This is a genomic window from Rouxiella sp. WC2420, assembly GCF_041200025.1.
Classification (GTDB): Bacteria; Pseudomonadota; Gammaproteobacteria; order Enterobacterales; family Enterobacteriaceae; genus Rouxiella.
The window spans coordinates 3,921,376-3,945,011 of record NZ_CP165628.1; the positions used below are offsets into that span (position 1 = coordinate 3,921,376).

The 23,636-nt window shown below is 47.4% G+C and carries 20 protein-coding genes; 6 read left to right on the forward strand and 14 right to left on the reverse strand.

The window, feature by feature from the left end; genetic code table 11:
• Positions 1 to 816: 816 nt before the first annotated feature.
• On the forward strand, positions 817 to 975 hold the full coding sequence (locus AB3G37_RS18155) for a Hok/Gef family protein (RefSeq protein ID WP_369788701.1): 159 nt from the start codon (positions 817 to 819) through the stop codon (positions 973 to 975).
• Between the two features lie 121 nt (positions 976 to 1,096).
• Here the strand turns inward: AB3G37_RS18155 and AB3G37_RS18160 are convergent, their stop codons facing one another.
• From AB3G37_RS18160 to AB3G37_RS18170, 3 genes are read right to left on the reverse strand one after another with little or no spacing between them, the layout of a single operon-like run.
• On the reverse strand, positions 1,097 to 2,407 hold the full coding sequence (locus AB3G37_RS18160) for a cytochrome c (RefSeq protein WP_369788702.1): 1,311 nt from the start codon (positions 2,405 to 2,407) through the stop codon (positions 1,097 to 1,099).
• A 2-nt stretch (positions 2,408 to 2,409) separates the two neighbouring features.
• Complete coding sequence (locus tag AB3G37_RS18165) at positions 2,410 to 4,182, reverse strand: GMC family oxidoreductase (RefSeq protein WP_009637638.1); 1,773 nt, start codon at positions 4,180 to 4,182, stop codon at positions 2,410 to 2,412.
• Positions 4,183 to 4,227: 45 nt separating this feature from the next.
• The gene (locus AB3G37_RS18170) at positions 4,228 to 4,947 is read right to left on the reverse strand and encodes a gluconate 2-dehydrogenase subunit 3 family protein (protein WP_369788703.1); all 720 of its coding nucleotides are present in this window, start codon (positions 4,945 to 4,947) and stop codon (positions 4,228 to 4,230) included.
• Between the two features lie 434 nt (positions 4,948 to 5,381).
• Between AB3G37_RS18170 and AB3G37_RS18175 the strand changes: the two genes are divergently transcribed.
• Complete coding sequence (locus tag AB3G37_RS18175) at positions 5,382 to 6,023, forward strand: aspartate/glutamate racemase family protein (protein ID WP_369788704.1); 642 nt, start codon at positions 5,382 to 5,384, stop codon at positions 6,021 to 6,023.
• A 297-nt stretch (positions 6,024 to 6,320) separates the two neighbouring features.
• Here the strand turns inward: AB3G37_RS18175 and pbpG are convergent, their stop codons facing one another.
• Positions 6,321 to 7,259 carry a D-alanyl-D-alanine endopeptidase gene (gene pbpG, locus AB3G37_RS18180; RefSeq protein ID WP_037378743.1) on the reverse strand — a complete coding sequence of 313 codons (939 nt, stop codon included), beginning with the start codon at positions 7,257 to 7,259 and terminating at the stop codon, positions 6,321 to 6,323.
• Between the two features lie 318 nt (positions 7,260 to 7,577).
• Here pbpG and AB3G37_RS18185 point away from each other — a divergent pair, with 318 nt between their 5' ends.
• Positions 7,578 to 8,516, forward strand: coding sequence for a LysR substrate-binding domain-containing protein (locus AB3G37_RS18185; RefSeq protein WP_369788705.1), 939 nt, complete (start codon positions 7,578 to 7,580; stop codon positions 8,514 to 8,516).
• Here AB3G37_RS18185 and AB3G37_RS18190 read toward each other — a convergent pair.
• Positions 8,491 to 10,242, reverse strand: coding sequence for a tannase/feruloyl esterase family alpha/beta hydrolase (locus tag AB3G37_RS18190; RefSeq protein ID WP_202799597.1), 1,752 nt, complete (start codon positions 10,240 to 10,242; stop codon positions 8,491 to 8,493). The two genes, AB3G37_RS18185 and AB3G37_RS18190, sit on opposite strands and share 26 nt — an antisense overlap.
• Before the next feature lie 257 nt (positions 10,243 to 10,499).
• On the opposite strand from AB3G37_RS18190, the gene AB3G37_RS18195 reads away from it, so the two are divergent.
• From AB3G37_RS18195 to AB3G37_RS18205, 3 genes are all read left to right on the forward strand, one after another.
• A complete protein-coding gene (locus AB3G37_RS18195) occupies positions 10,500 to 11,756 on the forward strand; it encodes an amidohydrolase family protein (RefSeq protein WP_369788706.1) in 1,257 nt (418 codons plus the stop codon).
• 77 nt (positions 11,757 to 11,833) lie between these two features.
• On the forward strand, positions 11,834 to 13,231 hold the full coding sequence (locus tag AB3G37_RS18200; RefSeq protein ID WP_369788707.1) for an MFS transporter: 1,398 nt from the start codon (positions 11,834 to 11,836) through the stop codon (positions 13,229 to 13,231).
• A 288-nt stretch (positions 13,232 to 13,519) separates the two neighbouring features.
• On the forward strand, positions 13,520 to 15,805 hold the full coding sequence (locus AB3G37_RS18205) for a TonB-dependent siderophore receptor (RefSeq protein ID WP_369788708.1): 2,286 nt from the start codon (positions 13,520 to 13,522) through the stop codon (positions 15,803 to 15,805).
• 104 nt (positions 15,806 to 15,909) lie between these two features.
• Here the strand turns inward: AB3G37_RS18205 and AB3G37_RS18210 are convergent, their stop codons facing one another.
• From AB3G37_RS18210 to AB3G37_RS18250, 9 genes are all read right to left on the reverse strand, one after another.
• On the reverse strand, positions 15,910 to 16,302 hold the full coding sequence (locus tag AB3G37_RS18210; protein ID WP_369788709.1) for a DUF943 family protein: 393 nt from the start codon (positions 16,300 to 16,302) through the stop codon (positions 15,910 to 15,912).
• On the reverse strand, positions 16,289 to 16,477 hold the full coding sequence (locus AB3G37_RS18215; RefSeq protein ID WP_369790992.1) for a DUF3289 family protein: 189 nt from the start codon (positions 16,475 to 16,477) through the stop codon (positions 16,289 to 16,291). The genes AB3G37_RS18210 and AB3G37_RS18215 overlap by 14 nt, the downstream gene beginning before the upstream one ends.
• A gap of 514 nt (positions 16,478 to 16,991) precedes the next feature.
• Entirely contained in the window at positions 16,992 to 17,384 is a 393-nt protein-coding gene (locus tag AB3G37_RS18220; protein WP_369788710.1) for a DUF943 family protein, read from the reverse strand.
• Positions 17,377 to 18,591 (reverse strand): PAAR domain-containing protein, encoded by a 1,215-nt coding sequence (locus tag AB3G37_RS18225; protein WP_369788711.1) that lies wholly within the window; start codon positions 18,589 to 18,591, stop codon positions 17,377 to 17,379. The genes AB3G37_RS18220 and AB3G37_RS18225 overlap by 8 nt, the downstream gene beginning before the upstream one ends.
• Positions 18,592 to 18,872: 281 nt before the next feature.
• Positions 18,873 to 19,265 carry a DUF943 family protein gene (locus AB3G37_RS18230; protein ID WP_369788712.1) on the reverse strand — a complete coding sequence of 131 codons (393 nt, stop codon included), beginning with the start codon at positions 19,263 to 19,265 and terminating at the stop codon, positions 18,873 to 18,875.
• Between the two features lie 98 nt (positions 19,266 to 19,363).
• Positions 19,364 to 19,756 carry a DUF943 family protein gene (locus AB3G37_RS18235; protein ID WP_369788713.1) on the reverse strand — a complete coding sequence of 131 codons (393 nt, stop codon included), beginning with the start codon at positions 19,754 to 19,756 and terminating at the stop codon, positions 19,364 to 19,366.
• On the reverse strand, positions 19,749 to 20,960 hold the full coding sequence (locus AB3G37_RS18240; RefSeq protein WP_369788714.1) for a PAAR domain-containing protein: 1,212 nt from the start codon (positions 20,958 to 20,960) through the stop codon (positions 19,749 to 19,751). The genes AB3G37_RS18235 and AB3G37_RS18240 overlap by 8 nt, the downstream gene beginning before the upstream one ends.
• A gap of 172 nt (positions 20,961 to 21,132) precedes the next feature.
• Positions 21,133 to 22,065, reverse strand: coding sequence for a tRNA dihydrouridine(16) synthase DusC (gene dusC, locus AB3G37_RS18245; RefSeq protein WP_369788715.1), 933 nt, complete (start codon positions 22,063 to 22,065; stop codon positions 21,133 to 21,135).
• Positions 22,066 to 22,132: 67 nt separating this feature from the next.
• Positions 22,133 to 23,569, reverse strand: coding sequence for an MFS transporter (locus AB3G37_RS18250; RefSeq protein ID WP_369788716.1), 1,437 nt, complete (start codon positions 23,567 to 23,569; stop codon positions 22,133 to 22,135).
• Positions 23,570 to 23,636: the final 67 nt, after the last annotated feature.

Below are 23,636 nucleotides of genomic sequence, written 5' to 3' on the forward strand. Positions count from 1 at the left end.
TAAAAAGGTGGCGACCTTATAAACAAGTATAGCCTGTCGTGGTATAGGTGCGAGCTGTGGGAAAAATGTTTTCTAAAAGTGGAAGCTGAGTGGGAAAATACTAATCATTTAGGCGGTTTACACCAAGTCAGACAAAAAAATCGCATGACTCAACATCAATTTATGGCTTGCCCGTCCAAACTCCAAACTCCAAACTCCAAACTCCAAACTCCAAACTCCAAACTCCAACTAAGTTTAATGAGTTATTTTACTAATTTTATACTTAATCTATTTATAAAGCAGATTAAAAATTTTGGAAGCTTGGCTTCAATCCATGAGGCTGACACTTTTCTAATTATTAAAACATCAAGACAAAAATTTATCTAAGATAATTGACTTATGGAGCAAAAAAACTAGACGAGGCATTAAGGCAGATGAATTACTTAAATCGATAATTATATTTATGGAATTAAAAAACATCTTTTAACTTGAAAGAAGGATTTTTATTTTTTTAAATCCTATTTTTTAACCTCGAAATTAAAATATATAAAAAAATCACATTAATTAAAACTAAACTTATGATTTTATTGTTATTTTCCTGGGTGCGCTTTTAAAAGGCTGATACACTTCGTGCGGGTGCTCAGAATCGATCAGGTCTGAGCATGTTTTATTAACTATTCTAATAACGGATTATCTGTTGCAAGAATGGATGAGTTTGTAAAGACCAGAAAGAGAAGAGCCCCGAATAATTATTAGTTAATTCGGGGCGCCATCTTTACACCCAAGAACGTAAAGGTAGCGCCTTTTTTACTTAAAAACAAGTAGAAGGAGGCACTAATGCCTTATAAACCTATAGCAGCTGTTCTGATAGTTATCGCAATTTGTACTTCATGGATATTGCACGCGGCAATAACCGAGAAATCGCTTTGTGAAATAAGTATCAAGAATGGATTGTGGGAGGTTGCGGCATTATTATCTTGCGATACTGTGAGATAATGCGACTCAACGGCGGGGGTTCGCTCCCGTCTGTTGAACGTTGTTGGCGTAGATTCTTAAGCACCCGTTTTTTTTCAATAAAAAAGGCTCCCTCGGGAGCCTTTCCATTATGTTCCAGCGTTTACTTAGTTGCTGGATTTTGCAGTGCTGCATCACCTTTAAGCAGTTTGCGCGCGTCCGCCGCCTGCTCTGCAGTAACCATTGGAGCCGCGTTGCCCCAGCTGTTACGCACGTAGGTGCTGACATCCGCCGCCTGCTGGTCGGTCAGCTTCCAGCCAAACTCAGGCATTGCTGCGCTGGTTGGGTTGCTGTCCGTTGCTGCGCCCTGCGCGCCAACCATAATAACGTGCAACACGTTGGTTGGAGCTTCGGCCTGCAATGCGTTATTTCCCTTCAGTGCTGGCACCATGTTGCGCACGCCTTCACCGTTAGACTGGTGGCAGGCCGCGCAGTTGCTCAGGTAGATGTCTTTACCTCGCGCCATTACGTCCTGAGTGTTAACCAGCGTCTGGGTCTCGTCTTTGCTGCCCGGCAAGCTCTTCAGATAAACAGCAATTGCCGTCAGATCCTGCTTGTTCAGGTGTTGTAGAGAGTTGTGTACCGCTTCAGCCATTGGGCCTGCTGCCACGGTTTTGTCGTTAGCACCGGTTTTCAGGTAATCTACCAACTCATCGTTACTCCACGCGCCAACGCCCTGACGGGTATTACCGGTGATTTCCGGAGCCAGCCAGCCTTCGAGCTGCGACCCTTGCAGGTGAACGCCAAAGTTATCAGCGCCCAGCAGGTTTTTAGCAGTGTGACACGAAGTACAGTGACCCAGTCCTTCAACCAGATATGCGCCGCGATTCCACTGATCCGACTGTTTAGGATCGGCTTTGAACGGTGCGTTATCCAGGAACAGCAGGTTCCAGCCAAACATCATCAGGCGGATGTTATACGGGAATGGCAGGTCGGTTTTAGGACCGTCGTAATGCACCGCAGGCACGCTATCCAGATAGGCTTTCAGATCTTTCAGATCGGCATCGCTTACCTGGGTATAAACGTTGTAAGGCATCGCCGGATACAGATTCTCTCCGTGAACGCCCTTACCTTTTCGCACTGCATCCATAAACTGCTGATCGGTCCAGCCACCAATCCCGGTATCTTTATCCGGAGTAATGTTGGTTGCATAAATCACACCAAACGGCGTGCTCAGCCCCAATCCACCAGCGAACGGTTTGCCGCCCGGTGCCGTATGACAGGCCACACAGTCACCGGCCTGCGCCAGATACTTACCGCGTTCGATAGCCGTTTGACCCGTCATGCCGGTAGAAACCGGTGCCTGGAAAGAGTAAGTTTGATGGGCGTTGTGCCAGGTTTTATAACCGACAAATCCCAGTCCAACCACAGCAACAACGCCAACTACCGAAGCTATCGTCTTCTTAACGCCCATGCTTACACCCTCACCAATGGACCAGGAGATTTCAGATACTGAGTCTTGATAGCCTCAGCCGCCCACAGGGTCAGTGCGCCAACGGTACCGGTCGGATTGTAACCGCCGTTGTTGGCAAATGCCGATGCGCCACATACGAAGACATTGTGCACATCCCAGCTTTGCAGATAACGGTTAACCGCGCTGGTTTTCGGATCATCGCCCATACATGCACCGCCGGTTGTGTGCGATGACAGGTTATCCATCGGAGAGAATGGTGCAGCGGTAGGTTCTTGACGAACCACGGTTTTAGCGCCCATTGCGTGACCGATTTCAACTGAACGGTCGGCCATGAATTTACCGGAACGCTTGTCGTTTTCAATCCAGTCAAAGGTCACACGCAGCAGAGGCTGGCCGTGACGGTCTTTATATTCTGGATCCAGATCGAGGAACACGTCGCGATGTGGATAGCTGTTGCCCATCACATAAACAGAGTTGTAGTTCTGGTAGCTGTCTTTGGCTGCCTGCTTCCACTTGGAACCCCACTTTGGTGTGCCCGGAGGGACCGCGCCTGACAAGGTGATTGGACGACCGTTGGTGGAGTGAACCAGTGCCACGCCGCCGCCGATGAAATCGTGGTTGGTGTGGTCAAAGTTATCACTGTTGTAATCATCAACCGCCTGCGCCAAAGCGCCCGCGCCGATGAATGGGTTAAGATTTTCGTTTTCGAAGAATACGCCAGCACCCGAAATCGTTTGATAGGCGTAGTTACGGCCTACCACACCTTCACCGGTTGCATGGTTGTAAGGTTGGCCAATGCCGGAAAGCAACATCAGGCGGACGTTATCGAATTGATAAGCCGAGATAACCACGATATCTGCTGGTTGTTCCCATTCTACGCCGTCGCTGCCGATAAAGGTTACGCCGGTCGCGGTTTTACCGTCTGCCGCTTTGTTAACGCGCAGTACTTCAGAATCAGTGATCACCGAGAAGTTTGGACGCTGCATTACCGCAGGCAAGATACAGGCATTTGGGCTGCTCTTGGACCAGTTACCACAGCCGAAGAATTCGCAATAACCGCAGTAGGTGCACGGCGCCATGTTGATGCCCAGCGTGTTGGTATACGCGCCAGAAGTGTTACCGGCAGGCACTGCAAATGGGTGCAGGCCCATCTCGCGGGTCGCCTTGTCGAAAATCATCGACAGCTGAGTACGCTTCAGTGCAGGCAGGGGATAATCACGGCTGCGCGGACCTTCGAAGACGTTACCACCGTCGATTTTCTCGCCTTTGATATTACCGGCTTTGCCTGAAGTACCGGCAAAACGTTCGAATTTGTCATAGAACGGTTCGAGATCGTTATAGGTGACGCCCCAGTCCTGCACCTGCATGCCTTCCAGGAACTTGTGCTTACCATAACGTTCTACAGTATTGGAATAGGTCTGGAAGTCGTTCGGCAGGAAGCGCCAGGTCATGGCATTCCAGTGCGTACCAGCACCGCCAACGTTCATACCGAACTGATAAGTATTGAACTCACGCAGCGGCAATGCTTGTTGAATCGGGTTATTACGGAAGGTCATGGTTTCGACAGCGGTCGGCTGCAAAATTGCACGACGGCTGATGAAACGGAGTTCGTCGGTATCGATAGTGGTTGGGAAATCGGTGCTGGTATCGCGCCAGGAGCCACGCTCAATTGCGACAACGTTTAAACCAGCCTGTGTCAGTTCGTTAGCCATCAACGAACCTGCCCAACCGAGACCGACGATAACCGCGTCGACCTTCTCTCTTACTTTGCTCATAAATTCTCTCCAGGTGAATCTAATGCCCGCTCGATGACCGGCTTTTTATGATTTTTTGTAGTTACTGACCATGCTCACAGGGATGATGTGCAGGTCTTCACCACGACGGTCGATCACGTCTCGGAAGTCATATTGCGCACCCGGGAAGCCAAGCATTTTCCAGCTCGCCATATCCTTGTTGCCGCCATAAATCGGGTCGGCAAAGAAGCCTTCACGCATGTTCTGGATCAGCTGGGCAAAGAAGAATTTGCCGTTGACACCAGCCAGAGGAACGTCACCGGTTTCTATTTTGCTCAGAAAATCATCCTGCTGCTCTGCGGTCAGCTCACTGAATGTTTTGCCGCTGTAACGTGCTTTTGAAGCTTCATTGATTGAGGCCAGACCCAGGCGATAACGTTCTGAAGGGACGTCTTTATACTGTGGGCCCGCCTGCGGTAAACCATCCTCAACAAAACGGCCAAGGCGATAAACGCTAACCGCGCTGCCGTAATCACCGGCTAACTGGCGGTCAAGAAACACCGCACATCCAGCCTCTTTACCGCCAATGCTCAGCTCATCTGCAGGAATTATGCGATCGGCGATAGCTTCTATCGTCGCGACCTCCAGCGGATTGAAGAACAACCAGCCACCGGCAACAACCGGCTTAGGTGGCCTGACGGCATGGACAACCCATGGCATTCCGCCTGAGATGATTTTTGCTTTGACTTTCAGGGCTGTGCTGACTAACAACACACCGAGGGAAGTCAGAAAATGTCTGCGTTTCACGATATTTCTCCTGGTTACGCACATTACATGACGAGTAAATGCCGGGACCTAAAAAAGGGCCCGAAAAATGTGAAAAAGATTATACGGAGATGTTAGCTGAAAGTAATTAATTTCGTACCAAGCGGTACATTAAAAAATACTTTAAATTCAATTAATTAATAACCACGAAAAATGCGCTCATAGTAAATAACATTTGTTTACAGCTCGGAAGTGCACAAAACAGGCAATATCGGGGTATTTAAACGGCACTTAAACAAAAGACCTTTATTTTACTGCGCCATTAAACGAACCAAATAATACATCTGACTTGAGCGGTCTTAAACCCCTATAAAAAGGGATAGCATTAACTGACAAAAAAACCACTTCCACGGGGAAAAATCGATTACCTTTGTGAGGCACATTACATTTAATAAAACGACTTTCAGGGAGCGCTCATGAGGATCCATTTACTGCACACCGCCGAAAGCAATATTGCCGTATTTAAAGCTGCGGCGGTCGAGCTGAATATTCCTGCGGAGTATCTTCGCCATCATGTCAGAGAGGATTTATTGCAGGCTTGCGAGATGGCGGGAGGTTTGACACAAAGTATCCGTCAGCAAACGGTTGAGACTCTCCTGCAGCTTGCCGAAGACGCCGAGGTGGTTTTGTTGACCTGCTCGACGTTAGGCCCGGCGGCGGAAGATGCGGCAAAACAGACGTCGGTGCGTATGCTGCGCGTCGACCTGGCATTGGCTGAAACCGCGCTGGCCGCAGAGGGGCACATTTCCGTGCTGTATGCCGTTGAGACGACAAAAGGCCCCACCTTAAAGCTGTTTGCTGACGTTCAGGGCGAGAGAGAGGCTGATATCAGTTTTTCATGGGTCGCCGAGGCCTGGGAGCGTTTCAAACAGGGGAACAGCGCCGGATATTTGCAACTGATTGCCGCTGCCGCAGACAAGGCTTATCAAAATGGTGCCGAAGTGGTAGTGCTAGCCCAGGCTTCGATGGCAGGAGCGGCGAATCTCACGCAATTTGGGATCCCGTTGACCAGCCCGCAGTGTGGGCTGCGCGCGGCAATGTCACCTGAAACGGCCTGAAGTGATGTCGCGTAAATTTGTGGCTTGAAAGGAATTTTTACAGACAGGAACTATACTTGAGTAATGAATATCATTGAATTAGCGATGCTTATTCTGCGGCGTACCTACTCAAGGAGAAAATATGAAAATCTTTCTATGGATTATTGCCATTATCTTTATCGTTGGTCTGCTGACCATAACGGGCGTATTTAAACTTATCTTCTAACGTTTCCTCTCTGATTACCTCTACCTGTTTTTCTCAGAAAATATCCACCCGGCGTTGGGCTCTGCCGGGTGGATATTTCGACCTGTCTTCTATTAGTCGGTGGCCTGCTCTACTGTGGGCTCAGTGCGTCGCTGGTCTTTCTCTTTGCGATAAACTTTAGCTATTTGCGGCACCGGCACGCTCTTGCCCGTTTCCATCCAGGTACGCAGCCTTGAAGCATCGGCAAAAGCGGTAAACTTGCCGAACGCGTCCAATACCACCAGCGTTACCGGCTTACCGTTAATTACGGTACGCATCGCGAGACAATGCCCCGCCTCATCGGTATAACCGGTCTTGGTCACCTGAATATCCCACTTATTATTCATGATCAGATGATTGGTATTGCGAAACGGTAGCGCGTAGGCCGGATGGCTAAACACTGCCGTTTTTTCCTGAGTGGTGCTCAGCTCACCGATCAGCGGATACATTCGGGTTGCCATCAGCAGGCGAGTCAAATCACGCGCCGTAGATACGTTATTAATGGAAAGACCGGTCGGCTCAACGTAATGAGTGTGCGTCATCCCCAACGCTTTCGCCTTGGCATTCATCGCACGAATAAACGCGTCGTAACCACCCGGATAGTGTGCAGCCAGACTGGCCGCGGCACGGTTTTCAGAAGACATTAAAGCCAGCTGGATCATCTGGCGGCGAGTAATTTCACTGTTTACTTTGACGCGGGAAAACACGCCGCGCATCTCGGGAGTATTATGGATATCAACCGAGATCACTTCATCGAGCGGCTGCTTGGCATCAAGAGTCACCATCGCCGTCATCAGTTTTGTCAGGGAGGCAATCGGCCTGACCTGATCGGGATCGCGCGAATAAATCACTTCATGGGTTTTGAGATCAACCACCATGGCACTGCCAGAAGCGATTTGAACTAAAGGAGCGACAACCGGCGTCTTGCTGCCAGCCATGGCATCGACAGGCATCATCATGCTTGCATTGAGGGCTAAAAAGCTCAGTACCAAAAGACGGATTTTCACATGCATTGCTCTGTATTTAAAAAAGTTGTCATTAATATAACGGCGAATACTGCTGGCGAATTATAAGGGAGTAAAATGCTCCGCGCACTCGGATTTACTGGGCGCATTTGTGACAAAGTCTGTCACAAGATAGTTATTGCATCAGATGTGCCCTGCGTTTGCGGGTAAGTGAACACTTTCATAGCGACTGCACCAACCTCAACAACGTAGACTCCACACGCAAGTATAAGAAAATCTACTGGCAGGAACAGCCAGAGAGATTGACCGGTTAAATCATCTTGCTCATATTACCAATCATGTTTGCACAATAAAAAGAACAGTAATATGGCGTTATCCCCCCTTCCTCCTTTACATACTCTGGTCGCCTTCGAAGCCACCGTTCGACTGGGAAGTTTTACCCGTGCCGGCGAAGAACTCAACCTGACTCAAAGCGCAGTCAGCAGGCAGATAGCCACACTCGAACAGTCTTTGGGGCGAACCCTGATGCTGCGGCAACACAACGGACTGGTTTTGACCACCGCCGGTGAGCGTTATCTGCATCGGGTGCGCTACCTGCTGGAAGAGTGCGCAGACGCAACTGCCAGAGTGATGAAGCACGCAGGAGAGAATGAGATTAATCTCGCCTGCTCATCCGGCATTGCGCAATTTTGGATCCCCGAGCGGCTTAGCGCTTTTCGTCAGGCTTATCCCGATATTCGTTTTAACCTGATTATGCGCGACGGTATTAGCACCCTCTCCAGCTTTGAATTTGACGTTGGAATGTATTACCTCAAGCAAAGCAATATTATTCATTTTGATACTATTCGTTTGTTTGACGAGGAGATATTCCCGGTGTGTTCACCAGAATATCTTGCAGGTAAAGAAGCCTTTTCACCGCAGGAGTTAGCGCAGGAAACCTTACTGGTTCTTGAAGATGCACAGCGCCAGTGGATTGGCTGGCAGGAATGGCTGGACCTCAACGGATTGCCGCCCATTAACTTAAGCAACACCTTACGCGTTAATCATTACCCTCCGCTGATTGAGCTGGCAATTCAAGGGGTTGGCATTGCGTTGGCCTGGAAGCGCATTATCGATCGCCCCTTGAAACAGGGCAGTCTGGTTCGCGCCTGTGCGGCATCGGCACAACAGGGCGGCGGCTTTTATCTGGTTACGCCGCAGCAACGCCACGAAAACCGCGCCACAAAACTGTTTAAACGTTGGTTGCTTGAGTACGAGGGCCTTTCACCTTTTCAGCCCCTTAATTCATCACCTGATATGGCGTAAACATTTTATCACCCAACCACGGATAGCGGGTCGGCACGGTCGCCAGTCGTTTTCGCAAATAGCTCGCCGCCTGCCCCTCATCTCCTCTACCACTGTAAACCGCGTAGTCTGGATAGGGGAAAACCGGTCTTGAAGGCGCACCTTCGGCAACGTATTCGAGACGCATATCCCCTTGCAAAGCCTTGGTGACAATTTTGCTTTTCTGCCCCGGCACCGTTTGATAGGAAACCAGCGCATCGGGTGCCTTGCCCTGTTCAACCCATTCAAGCATCGGCGTCAGGAAATCAATCTGGCTAGGCCCAGGCCCGGTGGAGCAATGATATACACCGGGCAGCATATAAAGGCGTTCGAATTTATCACGCTCGACTGTGCCCATGGTTTGCCCGATTGCGAGGTGATAGGCCAACGTGTTAAGTGGAGTGATACTTGGGTCGGCCCAGCCGTGCCATAGAATCAGTTTGCCGCCCGCAGCATAAAACGCCTGCAGGCTGGAGTTGCTGGAATCGTACAACGGATGCAGCTTAATCAGCTCGGCCAGCGTCTGTTGATTGAACTTCAAATCTTTCAGCGTGAAACTAGCCGGTGGATTTTTCTCATAATTAAGATATTTCAACGTCGACAGCGCCACCCCCTGACTGTAATTCAGATCGCCAGTTTTCCTCGGCACAAAGAGTCCTGCCCATCCAAGCTCTGAGCCCGGCAATGGGCCGCCCGCCGTCAAGCGCTGACCAGTAACACTATCTCGCGGGCCGCCATAAATTTTGCGCAGCACACTAATTTGCAGTTCCGACAGGCAGTCTTCACCGGCAATATTATCCGCGCTGAGATCGGCACAGCTCAATACCGACGGATCAAAATGACAGCTTTGCGGGTCAGCAATCAGGCCGTCTTTTTGACCATCCTGTGCATCACACTGCTGCAAGACTGCCTGGTGAATCAGCGGCAAAAGTTGCGCGGTAATGATGGCATTACCGCTGGCATCGGTATTGGAAACCGCTTCCCAGCCGTGATCCAACGCTTTGTGCACCTGAAAGTTGTTAACCGGCGCACCCGCGATAATCCCGTTGAAATCGTGGGGATAACGTTGCGCCTCGACTAATGCTTCACGCCCCCCGTCAGAACACCCGCTGAAATAAGAGTAAGCCGCTGCTCGTCCATAGTAAGTCGTAATAAGCTGTTTGGTCGCAACGCTGGTGAGATGTACGCTGCGATAGGCAAAGTCGCGTCTTTTTTGCGGATTATTGCCGAAGTTTGCCTCGCCAGTGACGTGGCCCATATCGGTTGCGGCAATGACAAAGCCGCTAGTTTCAAGCGGCCTGCATCCTGCCGCGCCGTCTAGCTGCAGCAATACTCGCCCACACAGCCCGCCGCAGCCCACCTGTAAGTATCTTTGACTCCAGCTGTTAATCGGCAATAAAACGGTGAAATTGATGGTTGGCTTGAGCAGACCTTTAACTTCGCAAAAAATATCGCCTTTAACCACTTCCCTGACTGACATGATTTTGCTGCCTGCTCCGCCAATAGCCGAGAGGTCAACATTGGCCAGATCGGCACAGTCGATTACCGGCTTTACGATGGTCATTGCCGGGGCTGCAATCGGTTGAATCGCAGCCAATGCCGCAGGTAATGGATTCCATAAACCGCTTACGGCAATCAGCAACAGCGAAGCAAATGTTGTCAGGTAACGACGGGAGATATAGTTAACGATAGTCACTGCTCGTCTCATGGTTAAATTGCGTCCAGACACCTTTATATCAGCAAAAAATGCTCAAGCGATAATATCAATAACGCATGTTTAATTTTGCCGTGTCTCCTCATTCCTCTGACGCATGGCGGCATGCGCCTTTTTCATTTCATTATTTCAAACAGATAACCGATGCTGCAAAAGCCTGTTCATAGAATAAGCAGGCAATTAAAAAAATAATATTAGATATTTTTCAGTTATTTAATCACAACCCCAAGATAGGCGAGAGCGCTAAGACTATGACATCCTCAACTAACGCAATCCTTTTTATCAATGCCAATCTGGTCGACGGCAATGCCGATCAGCCTTTAAAAAATCATCAATTGTTGATCCGCGACGGGCGCATTGCTGCGGTCTCGGCAGACACTATCGACGCCACTGACGCAATCGTTATCGATCTGGCGGGCAAGACGCTGATGCCAGGATTAATCGACTGCCACGTGCACGTCGTCGCCAGCAGCGCCAACCTCGGCGTCAATGCCCTTTTGCCTGATTCACTGGTCACTGCTCGTGCCTCAAAACTGATGAACGAAATGCTGATGCGCGGTTTTACCACTGTCCGTGACGTCGGCGGCGCGGACTATGGCCTGAAACAGGCACAGGAAGAGGGACTGATCAATGGCCCGCGTTTGGTGGTCTGCGGCAAAGCACTGTCACAAACCGGCGGGCACACCGACTATCGCGGCCGTTTTGATCGTCGCAATGTTGATTTCTATGCCGACAAACTGGGTGCCCTGGGACGTGTCTGTAACGGCGTCGATGAAGTTCGCAGCGCCGCGCGTGAAGAGATTAAAGGCGGTGCCCAGTTCATCAAGATAATGGCAAACGGTGGCGTCTCGTCACCTAGCGATCCTATTGAATTTTTGAGCTTCTCGGTGTCTGAGCTAGAGGCCGTCGTTGAAGAAGCCAGCAACGCAAAGACCTATGTCAGCGCCCACCTTTACACCGATGAAGCCATTCGTCGCGCGGTAGATGCCGGGGTACTTTCTCTCGAACACTGCAACTTGATCACACCGGCTACCGCCGCCCACGCAGCGGCGAAAGGCGCGATGGCCTGCCCGACGCTGGTCACTTATGAAATGTTAAAACTTGAAGGCGCGCAGTACGGTTTACAGCCTGACTCGATAGCTAAAATCGACGACGTCCGTCTCGCAGGCCTTGATAGCCTGAAAATCATGTATGAAGCTCGACTGCCAATGGCCTATGGCAGTGATCTGCTGGGTGATATGCACGTGCATCAGTCAGAAGAGTTCGAGATCCGATCTCGGGTACTGCCAACTCAGGAAGTGATCCGCAGCGCAACCAGTCTGGCGGCAAAACTGCTGCGGATGGAGGGTGAAATTGGCTGTCTGGAAGTGGGTGCCAGTGCAGACCTGATTGTGATCGACGGCTGTCCGCTCAGCGATATCCGTTTACTCAGCGGCCAGGGAAAACATATACCGCTGATTATTCGTCAGGGTGAAGTGGTTAAAGATAGCGGTTTATTGTCGCACTAATCTTTTGCAATTAAGGCATCAGGGCAGCTTCGGCTGCCTTGTACAGGCAGTCCCCTCCTACCCGTGAGATCGCCACTATGTCATTGTTACAACGTTTAGACCGCTTACCCTTGAGCGCGCCCCATTATTTCCTGCTGTTCATCGGCGGCCTTGGCTACACCTTTGACGGCATGGATATCGCCATTATCGCCTTTTTAATGCCCGCCGTTCACGCCGTCTGGGGCCTTAGCAGCGCCGAGCTTGGCCTGGTAGGATCCGCCACGCCAATTGGAGTATTGTTTGGCGCGCTAATGGCCGGATATCTCGGTGACCGCATTGGCCGCAAATCCGTGATGTGCTGGGCTTTGGCCATTTACTGTGTGATGACGATATTTGCCGCCATAGCCCCTAACTACCCGAGCTTCCTGATTGCCCGCGTATTGGCAGGGGTCGGCGTCGGCGCAGAAAGCGTTATTATCGCCCCTTATCTGAGCGAATTTATCCCACCTAAAAAACGCGGCTGGTTTATCGGCGCTTTGGCGGGCTTTTTCTCGTTTGGATTTGTAGGTGCAGCGCTGATCGGTCGCTTTATTGTGCCTTCATTTGATGAAGGTTGGCGCTGGGCGCAGGTCATGACCGCACTGCCGATCCTGATGCTACTGTGGTGGCGTCGTAGTCTACCGGAATCGCCGCGCTTTCTGCTTAATCGCGGTCGAGTCAAAGAAGCCGAGCAAGTCATTGCCACGCTGGAGAAAAAAGTTGAACGTTCGACTGGGCGACCTCTGCCTGCCATCCCCTTCTCGACGGCAGCCGCCGAGGTTGAAACGCGTAGTGCGCCACTAGGATTCTTACAGTCTGTCGGCATGATGTTTACTGCCTCGATGCGCAAGCAAACTATTGTAATCTGGCTGATCTGGTTTGTGGTGACTTTCTGCTATTACGGATTCTTTGCCTGGATCCCATCGCTACTGATTGCCAAAGGCTTCACGATAACCAAGAGTTTTGAATTTTCGATTATCATTTATATCGCGCAAATTCCGGGGTATTTCTCGGCGGCGTTGCTTTCCGATCGATTGGATCGCAAGCACACCATCGCGCTGTATTTGATAGGCGGTGCGATCAGCGCCTGGTTTCTTAGCCAATCGGGCAGCCATGTGTCGATCATTACATCCGCTGCGGTGTTGTCATTCTTTCTGAATGGCGCCTATGCCGGCTTGTATGCTTACACGCCAGAGAGCTTCCCTACTGCTATTCGCGCAACAGGCTGCGGTTTTGCCAGCGCCTTTGGCCGTATTGGCAGCATCATGGCACCGACTATCATCGGGGTATTTTCGGCCTCGTTGGGTTTTGCAGGCGTATTTACCATGACGACCACGATTTTGCTGACCGGCGTGTTGATCGTGGTTATCTTTGGCGCAACAACCAAAGGTAAATCACTGGAAAAAATTAACGCAGTTTCAGAAAGCCCAATCGAACCGCAAACTTCCACTCATTAATCTCACCCCTCTTCTTGCAAAATTGGGGCAGTGTAATTTTCACTGCCCTAGCTGTAAATTTCTATTAAAAAAGAAACCAACGCCCTCAGAAAAACACAACTAGTTACACAAATTTTCATTTAGATTTCTCATTTCGTATCTAAAACACTCAAAACTCTACATAACATTTCATTGATAACGATAATCATTATTGATAGCATTCTCATGCGCAAAAAAAATTCATCCCTATAAATTTAATTTTTAACACAGCCGCACTAATTATAAGCAACGGAATGGTCTGCTATTATTATGAAAAATATCCTGTTTTATACCAAGGTGACGCTATTTTCAGTGACCTCTTTTAGCGTGCTCTTACCATCAATATCTCAAGCCGAACAAATCAGTAGCATCAAAGACAGTGAATCAAACCCTGCAGCTGCCAAGAAAAATAAACAAGATCAAGAGCCTGGCGATACCATTACCGTAACCGCGAAGCAGCAGACCTTGCAGGCGCCAGGTGTTTCAGTAATCACTGAAGATGAAATCAAAAAGCACCCACCCGCACGCGATCTTTCTGAGATTATCCGTACCATGCCGGGAGTGAATCTGACCGGTAACTCAACCAGCGGCCAGCGCGGCAACAATCGCCAGATTGATATTCGCGGCATGGGCCCAGAAAATACCATGGTGTTGATCGACGGTATGCCGGTAAGCAGTAAAAATGCGGTGCGCTACGGCTGGCGCGGCGAGCGTGACAGCCGAGGTGACACCGATTGGGTTCCACCTGAAATGGTGCAAAGCATTCAGGTGATCCGCGGGCCCGCAGCGGCGCGTTATGGCAGTGGTGCTGCGGGCGGTGTAATCAACATCATCACCAAGCCGACTACCCAGGATCTGCACGGCTCGTTCAATACCTATTTCAATGCTCCAGAACATAAAAGCGAAGGCGCAACCAAGCGTTCTAACGCCAGTCTCTCTGGCGGTATCACCGACAACCTGACCTTTAAGCTTTACGGCGGCTGGTCTAAAACTCAGGCCGATGCGCAAAACATCAATGCCAGCCACGAAGCCCCGCGCACCGGCACTTATGCCTCCAGTGTCCCCGCGGGTCGTGAAGGCGTAATTAATAAAGACATTAACGGCGTCCTGCGTTGGGAATTTATGCCCATGCAGTCTTTAGAGCTTTCTGCCGGATTTAGCCGTCAGGGAAATCTCTACGCGGGAGATACACAGAACACCAACACCAATGCGCTGGTCAGCGCAAACTATGGCAAAGAAACCAACGTGTTATATCGTCAAACCCTGAACCTGAAGCACACCGGTGCATGGGACAATGGCGTAACCACCTCCAACTATATCCAGTACGAACGCACCCGCAACAAACGCCTAAATGAAGGTCTTGCCGGTGGCACCGAGGGGATTTTTAGCACGACTAATCAAGGGTATTCGACCATTGATCTCAGTGACGTAAACGCGCACACCGAGGTTAATATCCCGCTTGAGCTTTATTTCCACCAGACTGCCACCTTCGGGGCCGAGTGGAATCATCAAACGATGAAAGACCCGATCTCCGATACACAAACCGCGCAAGGCGGAACGGTAGAAGGCCTGAGCAGCACCGGCCGCAGCCCTTACTCATCTGCAAATATCTATTCACTGTTCACCGAAGACAATATTGAAGTCACCGACTCAACCACCGTGACGCCGGGACTGCGTTTTGATTATCAAAGCATTACCGGCAAAAACTTCAGTCCATCACTGAACCTGTCTCAAGGTCTGGGCAGTGATTTCACCTTAAAAATGGGTATTGCCCGAGCTTATAAAGCGCCTAACCTTTATCAGACTAACCCTAACTATTTACTCTACAGCAACGGGCAAGGCTGTTACGCCAGCGCCGGTTCTTGTTACCTACAGGGTAATAAAAATCTTAAAGCCGAGACCAGCGTCAACAAGGAGATCGGTATTGAATATCATCACCAAGATGTTCAGGCCGGTCTGACTTACTATCGCAATGATTATCACAACAAGATTGAGGCGGGTTATTCGGCGGAATATTCAAACGGGACCTCAGATGTTTATAAATGGGAAAACGTGCCGAAATCGGTGGTCCAAGGTATTGAGGGAACATTTAATTTCCCGATTAGCCAGAACATAACCATGCAAAATAACTTCACCTATAATATTGAGAACAAGAATAAGACCACCAATGACTATTTGTCGGTAATCCCCAAATTCACGATTAATTCGACGGTAGATTGGCAGGTTCGAGAAAATTGGTCAGTGAGCGGGACCATGACCTGGTACGGTAAACAAAAACCTAAAAAATATAATTATAAAGGCGACGACGCTACGGGTTCCGAAACCTGGGCAGTCAGTCCTTACGCGCTATTTGGTTTAAGCACGACTTATACCGTGAATAAGTACGTCGATATCACGGCGGGAATCGATAACTTGCTGGATAAACGCCACTTCCGCGAAGGCAATGCGCAGACAACAGGGAACACTACTACTGGTGCATATCTTTACGGTGCTGGAGCATATACTTACAACGAGTCGGGTCGCACAGCCTATATGTCGATCAATACGCACTTCTAAACCGTGTAGAATGACTGGCCTAATATGGGGCCGGTCAGATTTATACTTTAAACGCCTGGTGCTGAGCATTGGGCATTTTTGTCTTAAGCGGTATTGAAAATGCTTCAATGGTAATAGACTCTTGAAGCAGATGCTCTATGAACCATGAAAAGAGGATCCTTTTCAATACAGTTGGCAGCTACTTTCATATCTTCAAAACAAAGTAGATTGGAGTCCTGATCGGTATTTCTATCAACTCTATACCCTTCTCCATAATTCAAGATAAATACCATATAAGATCCATCATTGTATAATGAAGGTATTTTGTATTTCTCGTAAATATTTTTTTTATTATTTTCCCACCATGAAATTTGTTGGTATTTAAACAATGGGAAATTTTTAACCAATAAAGTATCTCCGTCATGCACAGCGATAATTTCCACCGGCCGACTTATTCTCCATACTATAAGAGAAACAGCAATTAAACTGATTGCTGCAGCAACTTTAATTTTTTTCATGTCTTACCCCTTGTATTTTTACAACGACGTTAATTTCAGTAATGAAAGGTTTGACTGCATATTTATCCCAGCGTTGAAGTACAAACCTTAGATTAAATATATTTACTTTGCTATAAAGCCAGTGCCTTATATCATCGTTATCGAGACCAAAATGGTCTTGGATACGATAATGGATTTAGTTAAAAATCACCTATAATACAGCTTTGCATTTGGAGCACCAAAAAAATTATGAAGAGAATCTTGATCGATACAATTATGTTTTTCTTTCAACCCCTCAAAGCTGAGCAGATTAAAATCTTGATCCTAACCACTATCAATCCTAAACCCATCACTAATACCAAAATAAAAAAAACTACAGTTTCCGTTTTTATTTACAACCGGTATTCCATAATTTCTTTACCATCAAGATCTTTCCTATTTTTAAAAATGAGAACCATTTTAAAAATAAGGTAATCACTAATGAATAGCAAAAATATCTCTAGGCCGAACTAACTGTCAAGTAATGTAATAAATTTATATAGTTCGATAGTGAAATAAACGCAAATCTCAATCTTATTTTCACTATTTACCTCCAATTTAACATTTATAAAAAGGTGATTTTTTTCAAAGATGTTTTTACATGTATTATTTTACACTCTTAAATCTGATGAATTTGGTGTATTTACTGGGGTTAATTAAAATATAAAAATTTACCTGTAATATATTTTACTTTCTTTATACTTATTTATGGTCATAAGAATTTTTTTCTTAATGCAATTTTTTTTCATTTGCATATCATCAAAACAAAGTAGGTCAGAATCCTGATCAATCCACCGATCTTCACGGTAGCCATTACCGAAATCATGAATTACAACACCAAAACTTCCATCTCTGTAGGTTTCTGGAATTCCATATTTTTTATGTATTTTTTCTTTATTAATTTCCCACCAATTAATCTGCCAACTTTTAAAGAAAGGGAAGTTATTAACTAAAATCACACTCTTATTATGGGTAGCAACAATTTCTACAGGTTGTCCAACCTTCCATATAAAAGAATAAAACAGTATAACTATAAGAATTACAACAGTCTTGAATTTAAACATCCTTTTCACCATAAACATCCACTTTAATATTTATTTCAGTAATGAAAGGCTTGAAACCAAATTTGCTACTGCGTTGTAAAACAAACCAAATATTAAAAATATTTACTTTATTATAAATCCAATGATTTATGTCAGTGTTATCTAGACCAAAATGATCTTGGATACGATAATCAATTACTGCATGAAATTTTTTTCCAGTTACTGTCAATGATTCTAACGTAATATGAGCTGACCAAATATCATGAACACTGATCACTAATCCATTTATGTAATTTAAATAATTGTTAAATTTTGGCAGGTTTGTTTGTTCATTTATTTTCTTTATAAATATCCATTTGGCTTCGGCTGGATAAAAACCTTTTTCATAATCAATGCCGTTGGTTAAAACTTCCCTAATCTTTAATAATGTACTCCCTTCCGATTTATCATTTAAAATCTGTTCCTTCATAGCCTTATTCAATAACGGGTCTGAAAAAGGTTTTCCATCGCCATACTGCATATGGGTAATCATTTTCCGTACCAATCCTTTATATTCACCGGTCCACGAGAACATATCAGATAAACTTCTAAACTCGTCAAAAAGCATTTCGGCGCTGGTTTCCAGACTGATACTTTGCTTGGCCGATGCAATAGGATACGGAGAAGGATGCGAACCATAGGGAATAAACTTCACCCCTTCAAACGGATCAACATGCGGCGAGATGTTAATTAACCCAAAATCTTTTTTTAGTTGCTCCTCGGTCAAATCACCATAGCGCATATCGTCGGCATCGTAGTCGTCCATCTGGCGCTGAGTTTCATAGATCCTCGCGGGGAGCGGCAGCGGCTGTGGTGGCGATGAAACTGGCTCAACAGCTTGCGGGGATTTTTTCGCTGCTTGCGCATGTTGCAGCGGCGCGGCTTCTTTTTGTGGAACAGGCACAGCACGAGCCGCAGCCTGACTGTCTCCCCTATAGCCGGACGTCGCCCAAACTTGATTGCTTTTGCATCGACAGGCAACGCGATCCCCATTTCCTACCAGCATGTATTCATCTATCCAGCCGGAATATGTCCCGACAATTTGAAAGCTGCCTTTGCATTCTTGGCACCAGGCTTTATCTCCAGTGCGGACCAGCGCCTTCATTTCATCGTAAACGCTTGAGGAGGCGCTAATTATATGTCCATGGGTGGTTTTATCGCCCATTTTTGCCAGACGTCGTGTCATCATCCTTTCCTTTTGATTAAGCTGTAATAAACTCCATTTAGAAGCAGCCCTCTTGCTGGTTATTAACTTTATCAATCAACTTGTAGAAATTACCGGTAATAAATTTTTCCTTCATAAACTATCGGATAATGGGACAAGTCACTACGATTCTAAGAGTGATAATTAAAGTAAGCTAGGCTGCACATCCTGTATGCCACTCAAGACGCACTTCAAAATTTTATAGAATTACTTTTATGATACTTTGCGGAGCATTAACATTTATTTCTTAAACGGTTAGAGAAAAATTAGTAGTAATAGATTTTTGACATATATGTTCTATCAACCCTAAAAAGAGGATCCTTTTCAATACAGTTGGCCGCTACTTTCATATCTTCAAAACAAAGTAAATTCGAATCTTGATCAACCCATCTGTCAATTCTATACCCTTTCCCAAAATTCAAAACAAACACCATGTATTGGCCATAGGCATCAGGTGAAGGGATTTTATATTTTTCATAAATTTTTTTCTCATTATTTTCCCACCATGAAATTTGTTGATATTTAAACAATGGAAAATTTTTAACCAGCAAAGTATTTCTATCGTGCACAGCAATAATTTCCACCGGCCGTGTAAATTTCCATATTAGACACAAAAATGAAATCATAATAATTGCTGCTAAAACTTTCATTTTCTTCATTTTTTGCCTCTTGTGCGTTTATCACTGAATTAATTTATCTAATGAAAGGGTTGTTGTAGAAAGCTGGTCTTTTTATCTGTGAACCCGTTTTAGAAATCTTAATGATAATAGACTCTTGAAGCAGATGCTCTATGAACCATGAAAAGAGGATCTTTTTCAATACAGTTGGCAGCGACTTTCATATCTTCAAAACAAAGTAGATCTGAATCCTGATCGGTATTTCTATCAACTCTATACCCTTCTCCATAATTCAAGATAAATACCATATAAGATCCATCATTGTATAATGAAGGTATTTTGTATTTCTCGTGAATATTTTTTTTATTATTTTCCCACCATGAAATTTGTTGATATTTAAACAATGGGAAATTTTTAACCAATAAAGTATTTCCATCGTGCACAGCAATAATTTCTACCGGCCGTGTTATCCTCCAAATTAGGCAAAGAAAAGCAATTACAAAAATTAATAATAGTTTTTTTAATTTACTCACCTCTAATTCCTTTTATTTTTACCATCACATTTATTTCTGTAACAAAAGGCCTGAATGCAAATCTATCCCAACGCTGGAGAATAAACCATATGGAGAATATGCTCACGTTTTGATAAAGCCAGTGCCTAATATCTTCGTTGTCCAGCCCAAAATGGTCTTGAATATGATAGTGAACCTCTGCCTCAAAGTTATCGCCATTAATCTGCAAAGACTGTAAAGTAATATGCGTTGCCCACGTGTCATGCACGCTTATTCCTAAACCATTTATACGGTCGATTGCATCGTCAAACATAGGAAGCTTAGCATCTCTATTAATTGCTTCTTTAAATTTAAACCTGGCTGTTAATGGGTAGTAATTATTGGTAGCGGTTATATTTTCTGACAGCACTTCCTTAATCTTTAATAATGTACTCCCTTCCGATTTATCATTTAAAATCTGTTCCTTCATAGCCTTATCCAATAACGGATCCGAAAAAGGTTTACCATCGCCATACTGCATATGGGTAATCATTTTTCGTATCAATCCTTTATACTCACCGGTCCACGAGAACATGTCAGACAAACTTCTAAACTCGTCAAAAAGCATTTCGGCGCTGGTTTCCAGACTGATACTTTGCCTGGCCGATGCAATAGGATAGGGAGAAGGATGCGAACCATAGGGAATAAACTTCACCCCTTCAAACGGATCAACATGCGGCGAGATGTGAATTAATCCAAAATCTTTTTTTAGTTGCTCCTCGGTTAAATCACCATAGCGCATATCGTCCGCATCGTAGTCGTCCATCTGGCGCTGAGTTTCATAGATCCTCGCGGGCAGCGGCAGTGGCTGCGGTGGCGATGAAACTTGCTCAACAACTTGCGGGGATTTTTTTGCCGCTTGCGCATGTTGCAGCGGCGCGGCTTCTTTTTGTGGAACAGGCACAGCACGAGCCGCAGCCTGACTGTCTCCCCTATAGCCGGACGTCGCCCAAACTTGATTGCTTTTGCATCGACAGGCAACGCGATCCCCATTTCCTACCAGCATGTATTCATCTATCCAGCCGGAATATGTCCCGACAATTTGAAAGCTGCCTTTGCATTCTTGGCACCAGGCTTTATCTCCAGTGCGGACCAGCGCCTTCATTTCATCGTAAACGCTTGAGGAGGCGCTAATTATATGTCCATGGGTGGTTTTATCGCCCATTTTTGCCAGACGTCGCGTCATCACCTCATCCTTGGGTTATTAATCCGAAGATGAAACGTTAACAGAGTAAAATAAAAATCTCATGATGAGATTAAAATATTAAGGAATTTAAAATATTGATATTTACTGTAATTGATTAGTATTTTATATATTCACAACACCAATAAAAAGACCACCCGAGGGTGGCCTAAATTTATAATGCCTGAATGGCTAACGAAATATCTTTGGAAGTATTGAGTGCGCGAACTTGAGTAAATACCTCAGTCGCCTCGGAATATTCTTTACGTAAATATCCTAGCCACTGTTTGATACGGGCTACGTGATATAAACCTGTGTCACCCTGCTTTTCCAGATAGGTATATTTCTTGAGTAAGGTAATGACGTCGGGCCAAGGCATTTTCGGCTCGTTGTATTTCACTACTCGACTCAGATTCGGCACGTTAAGTGCTCCGCGCCCGATCATCACTGAATCACAGCCGGTAACCTGCATGCAGTTTTGTGCGCTCGCATAATCCCAAATCTCACCATTGGCGATCACCGGAATGCTAAGCCGTTGACGGATCTCTCCAATCGCCTGCCAGTTAATTCGCTCGGCTTTATAACCGTCTTCCTTGGTACGCCCATGGACGGTAAGCTCGGTAGCGCCCGCCTGTTGCACCGCGTCGGTAATTTCCAGCGTTTGTGCCAGAGAGTCCCAGCCCAGACGTATTTTAACTGTCACGGGTAAGTCCGCAGGAACCGCCTCGCGCATGGCCTTCGCACCTTGGTAAATAAGCTCGGGATCTTTCAACAAAGTTGCCCCTCCTCCGCTGCCGTTAACCGTCTTCGACGGGCAACCACAGTTGAGGTCAACGCCCCAGGAACCCAGCTCGACAGCGCGGGCAGCGTTTTCCGCCAGCCACTGCGGATATTGCCCCAGCAGTTGGACGCGAACCCGTGTGCCCGAAGGCGTGCGGCTATTATTTAACAGTTCGGGGCAGAGGCGATAAAACGACTTTACCGGCAGCAGCATATCGACCACCCTTAAAAACTCGGTGATACAAAGGTCGTAATCGTTAACTTCGCTCAAAAGCTCGCGCACCAACGGATCTAATACGCCTTCCATCGGAGCCAATAATACTCGCATAGCCGTTCTACCCTTAAAAATGACGCGCAATCATACGGGCGAACGGCTCGCCAAGGCAATGGCCAGCTTACTTATAGTTGAGGCTTTCTTGCTGGGTTCGCACCGGTTGTTCTCGCGTGGCCCGTCGCGCGGTGATTATTGCGGCCAGAGGGGCGAGTAAAAACATCAGCGATAGCCACAATGCAGCCTGGCTTGCTCCCTGCACTCCCCCCACCGAGTTGATTCCGGCAAGGTTGGCGACGGTTCCCGCCAGCGCGGTGCCCATTGCCGCAGAAAAGGATTGCACCACGCTAATCGATGCTCCGGCCTTTTCTTTATCCTGTGCCTCGGCTTGCTGCAAAACGCGAGTCAGCAGGTGCGGCCAGCCAAGTCCGGTCGCAAAGCCCAGCAAGCTCAGCCCTATCACGATACCGCTCATGTGCAGCCAGGCTGCGCCAACCGTTAGCGGCAGCGAAACCAGCAGACAAAGCAAGCTCAGCAACATGATCAACGGTCCGGCCTTGATCGCTGCCGAAGCTCGTTTACCGCTCCAGGCGGCGCTCCACATTTCGCCGACAGTCCATCCAGCGGCGGCAGCGGCTGTGATGTAACCCGCCAATAGAGGCGTTTGCCCATGCAGATGTTGCAGCAAATACGGCACATAAATGTCGTAGCCCATGCCAATCATCAACAATGACATGGTGGCAAACAGCGCGCACAGCGGAGATGTGAATGACAGGGCGTTGCGCGGCAACAGGCGTACAGAGCGACTGAATTCTCTTTTTCGTAGCCACAGCACCAGCACAATGGCCGCGGCAATCCCTGAAAAATTGACCCACCCGTGCGGCGACAGGCTGCCCGCCGAGATAGCCAGTACTGCACTTGCGAGCAGCACCAGCTGTAATCGCGGCAGAGGTTCGGCTGGGGCCGGTTTATGCTGGCGAGCAGGCAGGCTTTTCCATACCAACACCGCAAACAACAGGGTAACCGGTAACAATAGGCCAAAGGCATAGCGCCAGGCGTGCAGCTCGGCAAATATCCCACCGACCGCAGGCCCTACCAGCGTAGCAACCCCCCACATTGCCGATATCAGCGCCATCGCTCGCGGCCAAAGCTCTTCCCGAAACACCAGATTGACCATTGCATACGAAAGTGCAAACAAAAATCCTCCGCCTAGACCCTGTATCGCCCTGCCCAACAGCAGTATTGGCATCGAAGGCGCCACGGTGCAGATAGCTGCGCCAAGCATAAAAATTGCCGTCGCGTTGAGATAGGCCCAGCGTGGCCCAGATTTATTCAGCAATCGCGCAGACAACGCCGAGCCCATAATGGCACTTATCACAAACAGCGTGGTATTCCAGGCGTACCAGGCCATTCCGCCGATATCCAGCACCACCGACGGCAAGATTGTGATCACGATATAACTGTTGGTGGCATAAAGCGCGACGCCGGTGCTCAAGGTAATTGCGCTGCCTCGATTCTCGGCAGTAAATAAACTGCCCCATCCACTGTGACTTTCTGACATTGCTGGCATCCTTTTCATCGATCATCACAGCGGGATTGCACTCCCGGGGTGATTAGCCTACATTAAA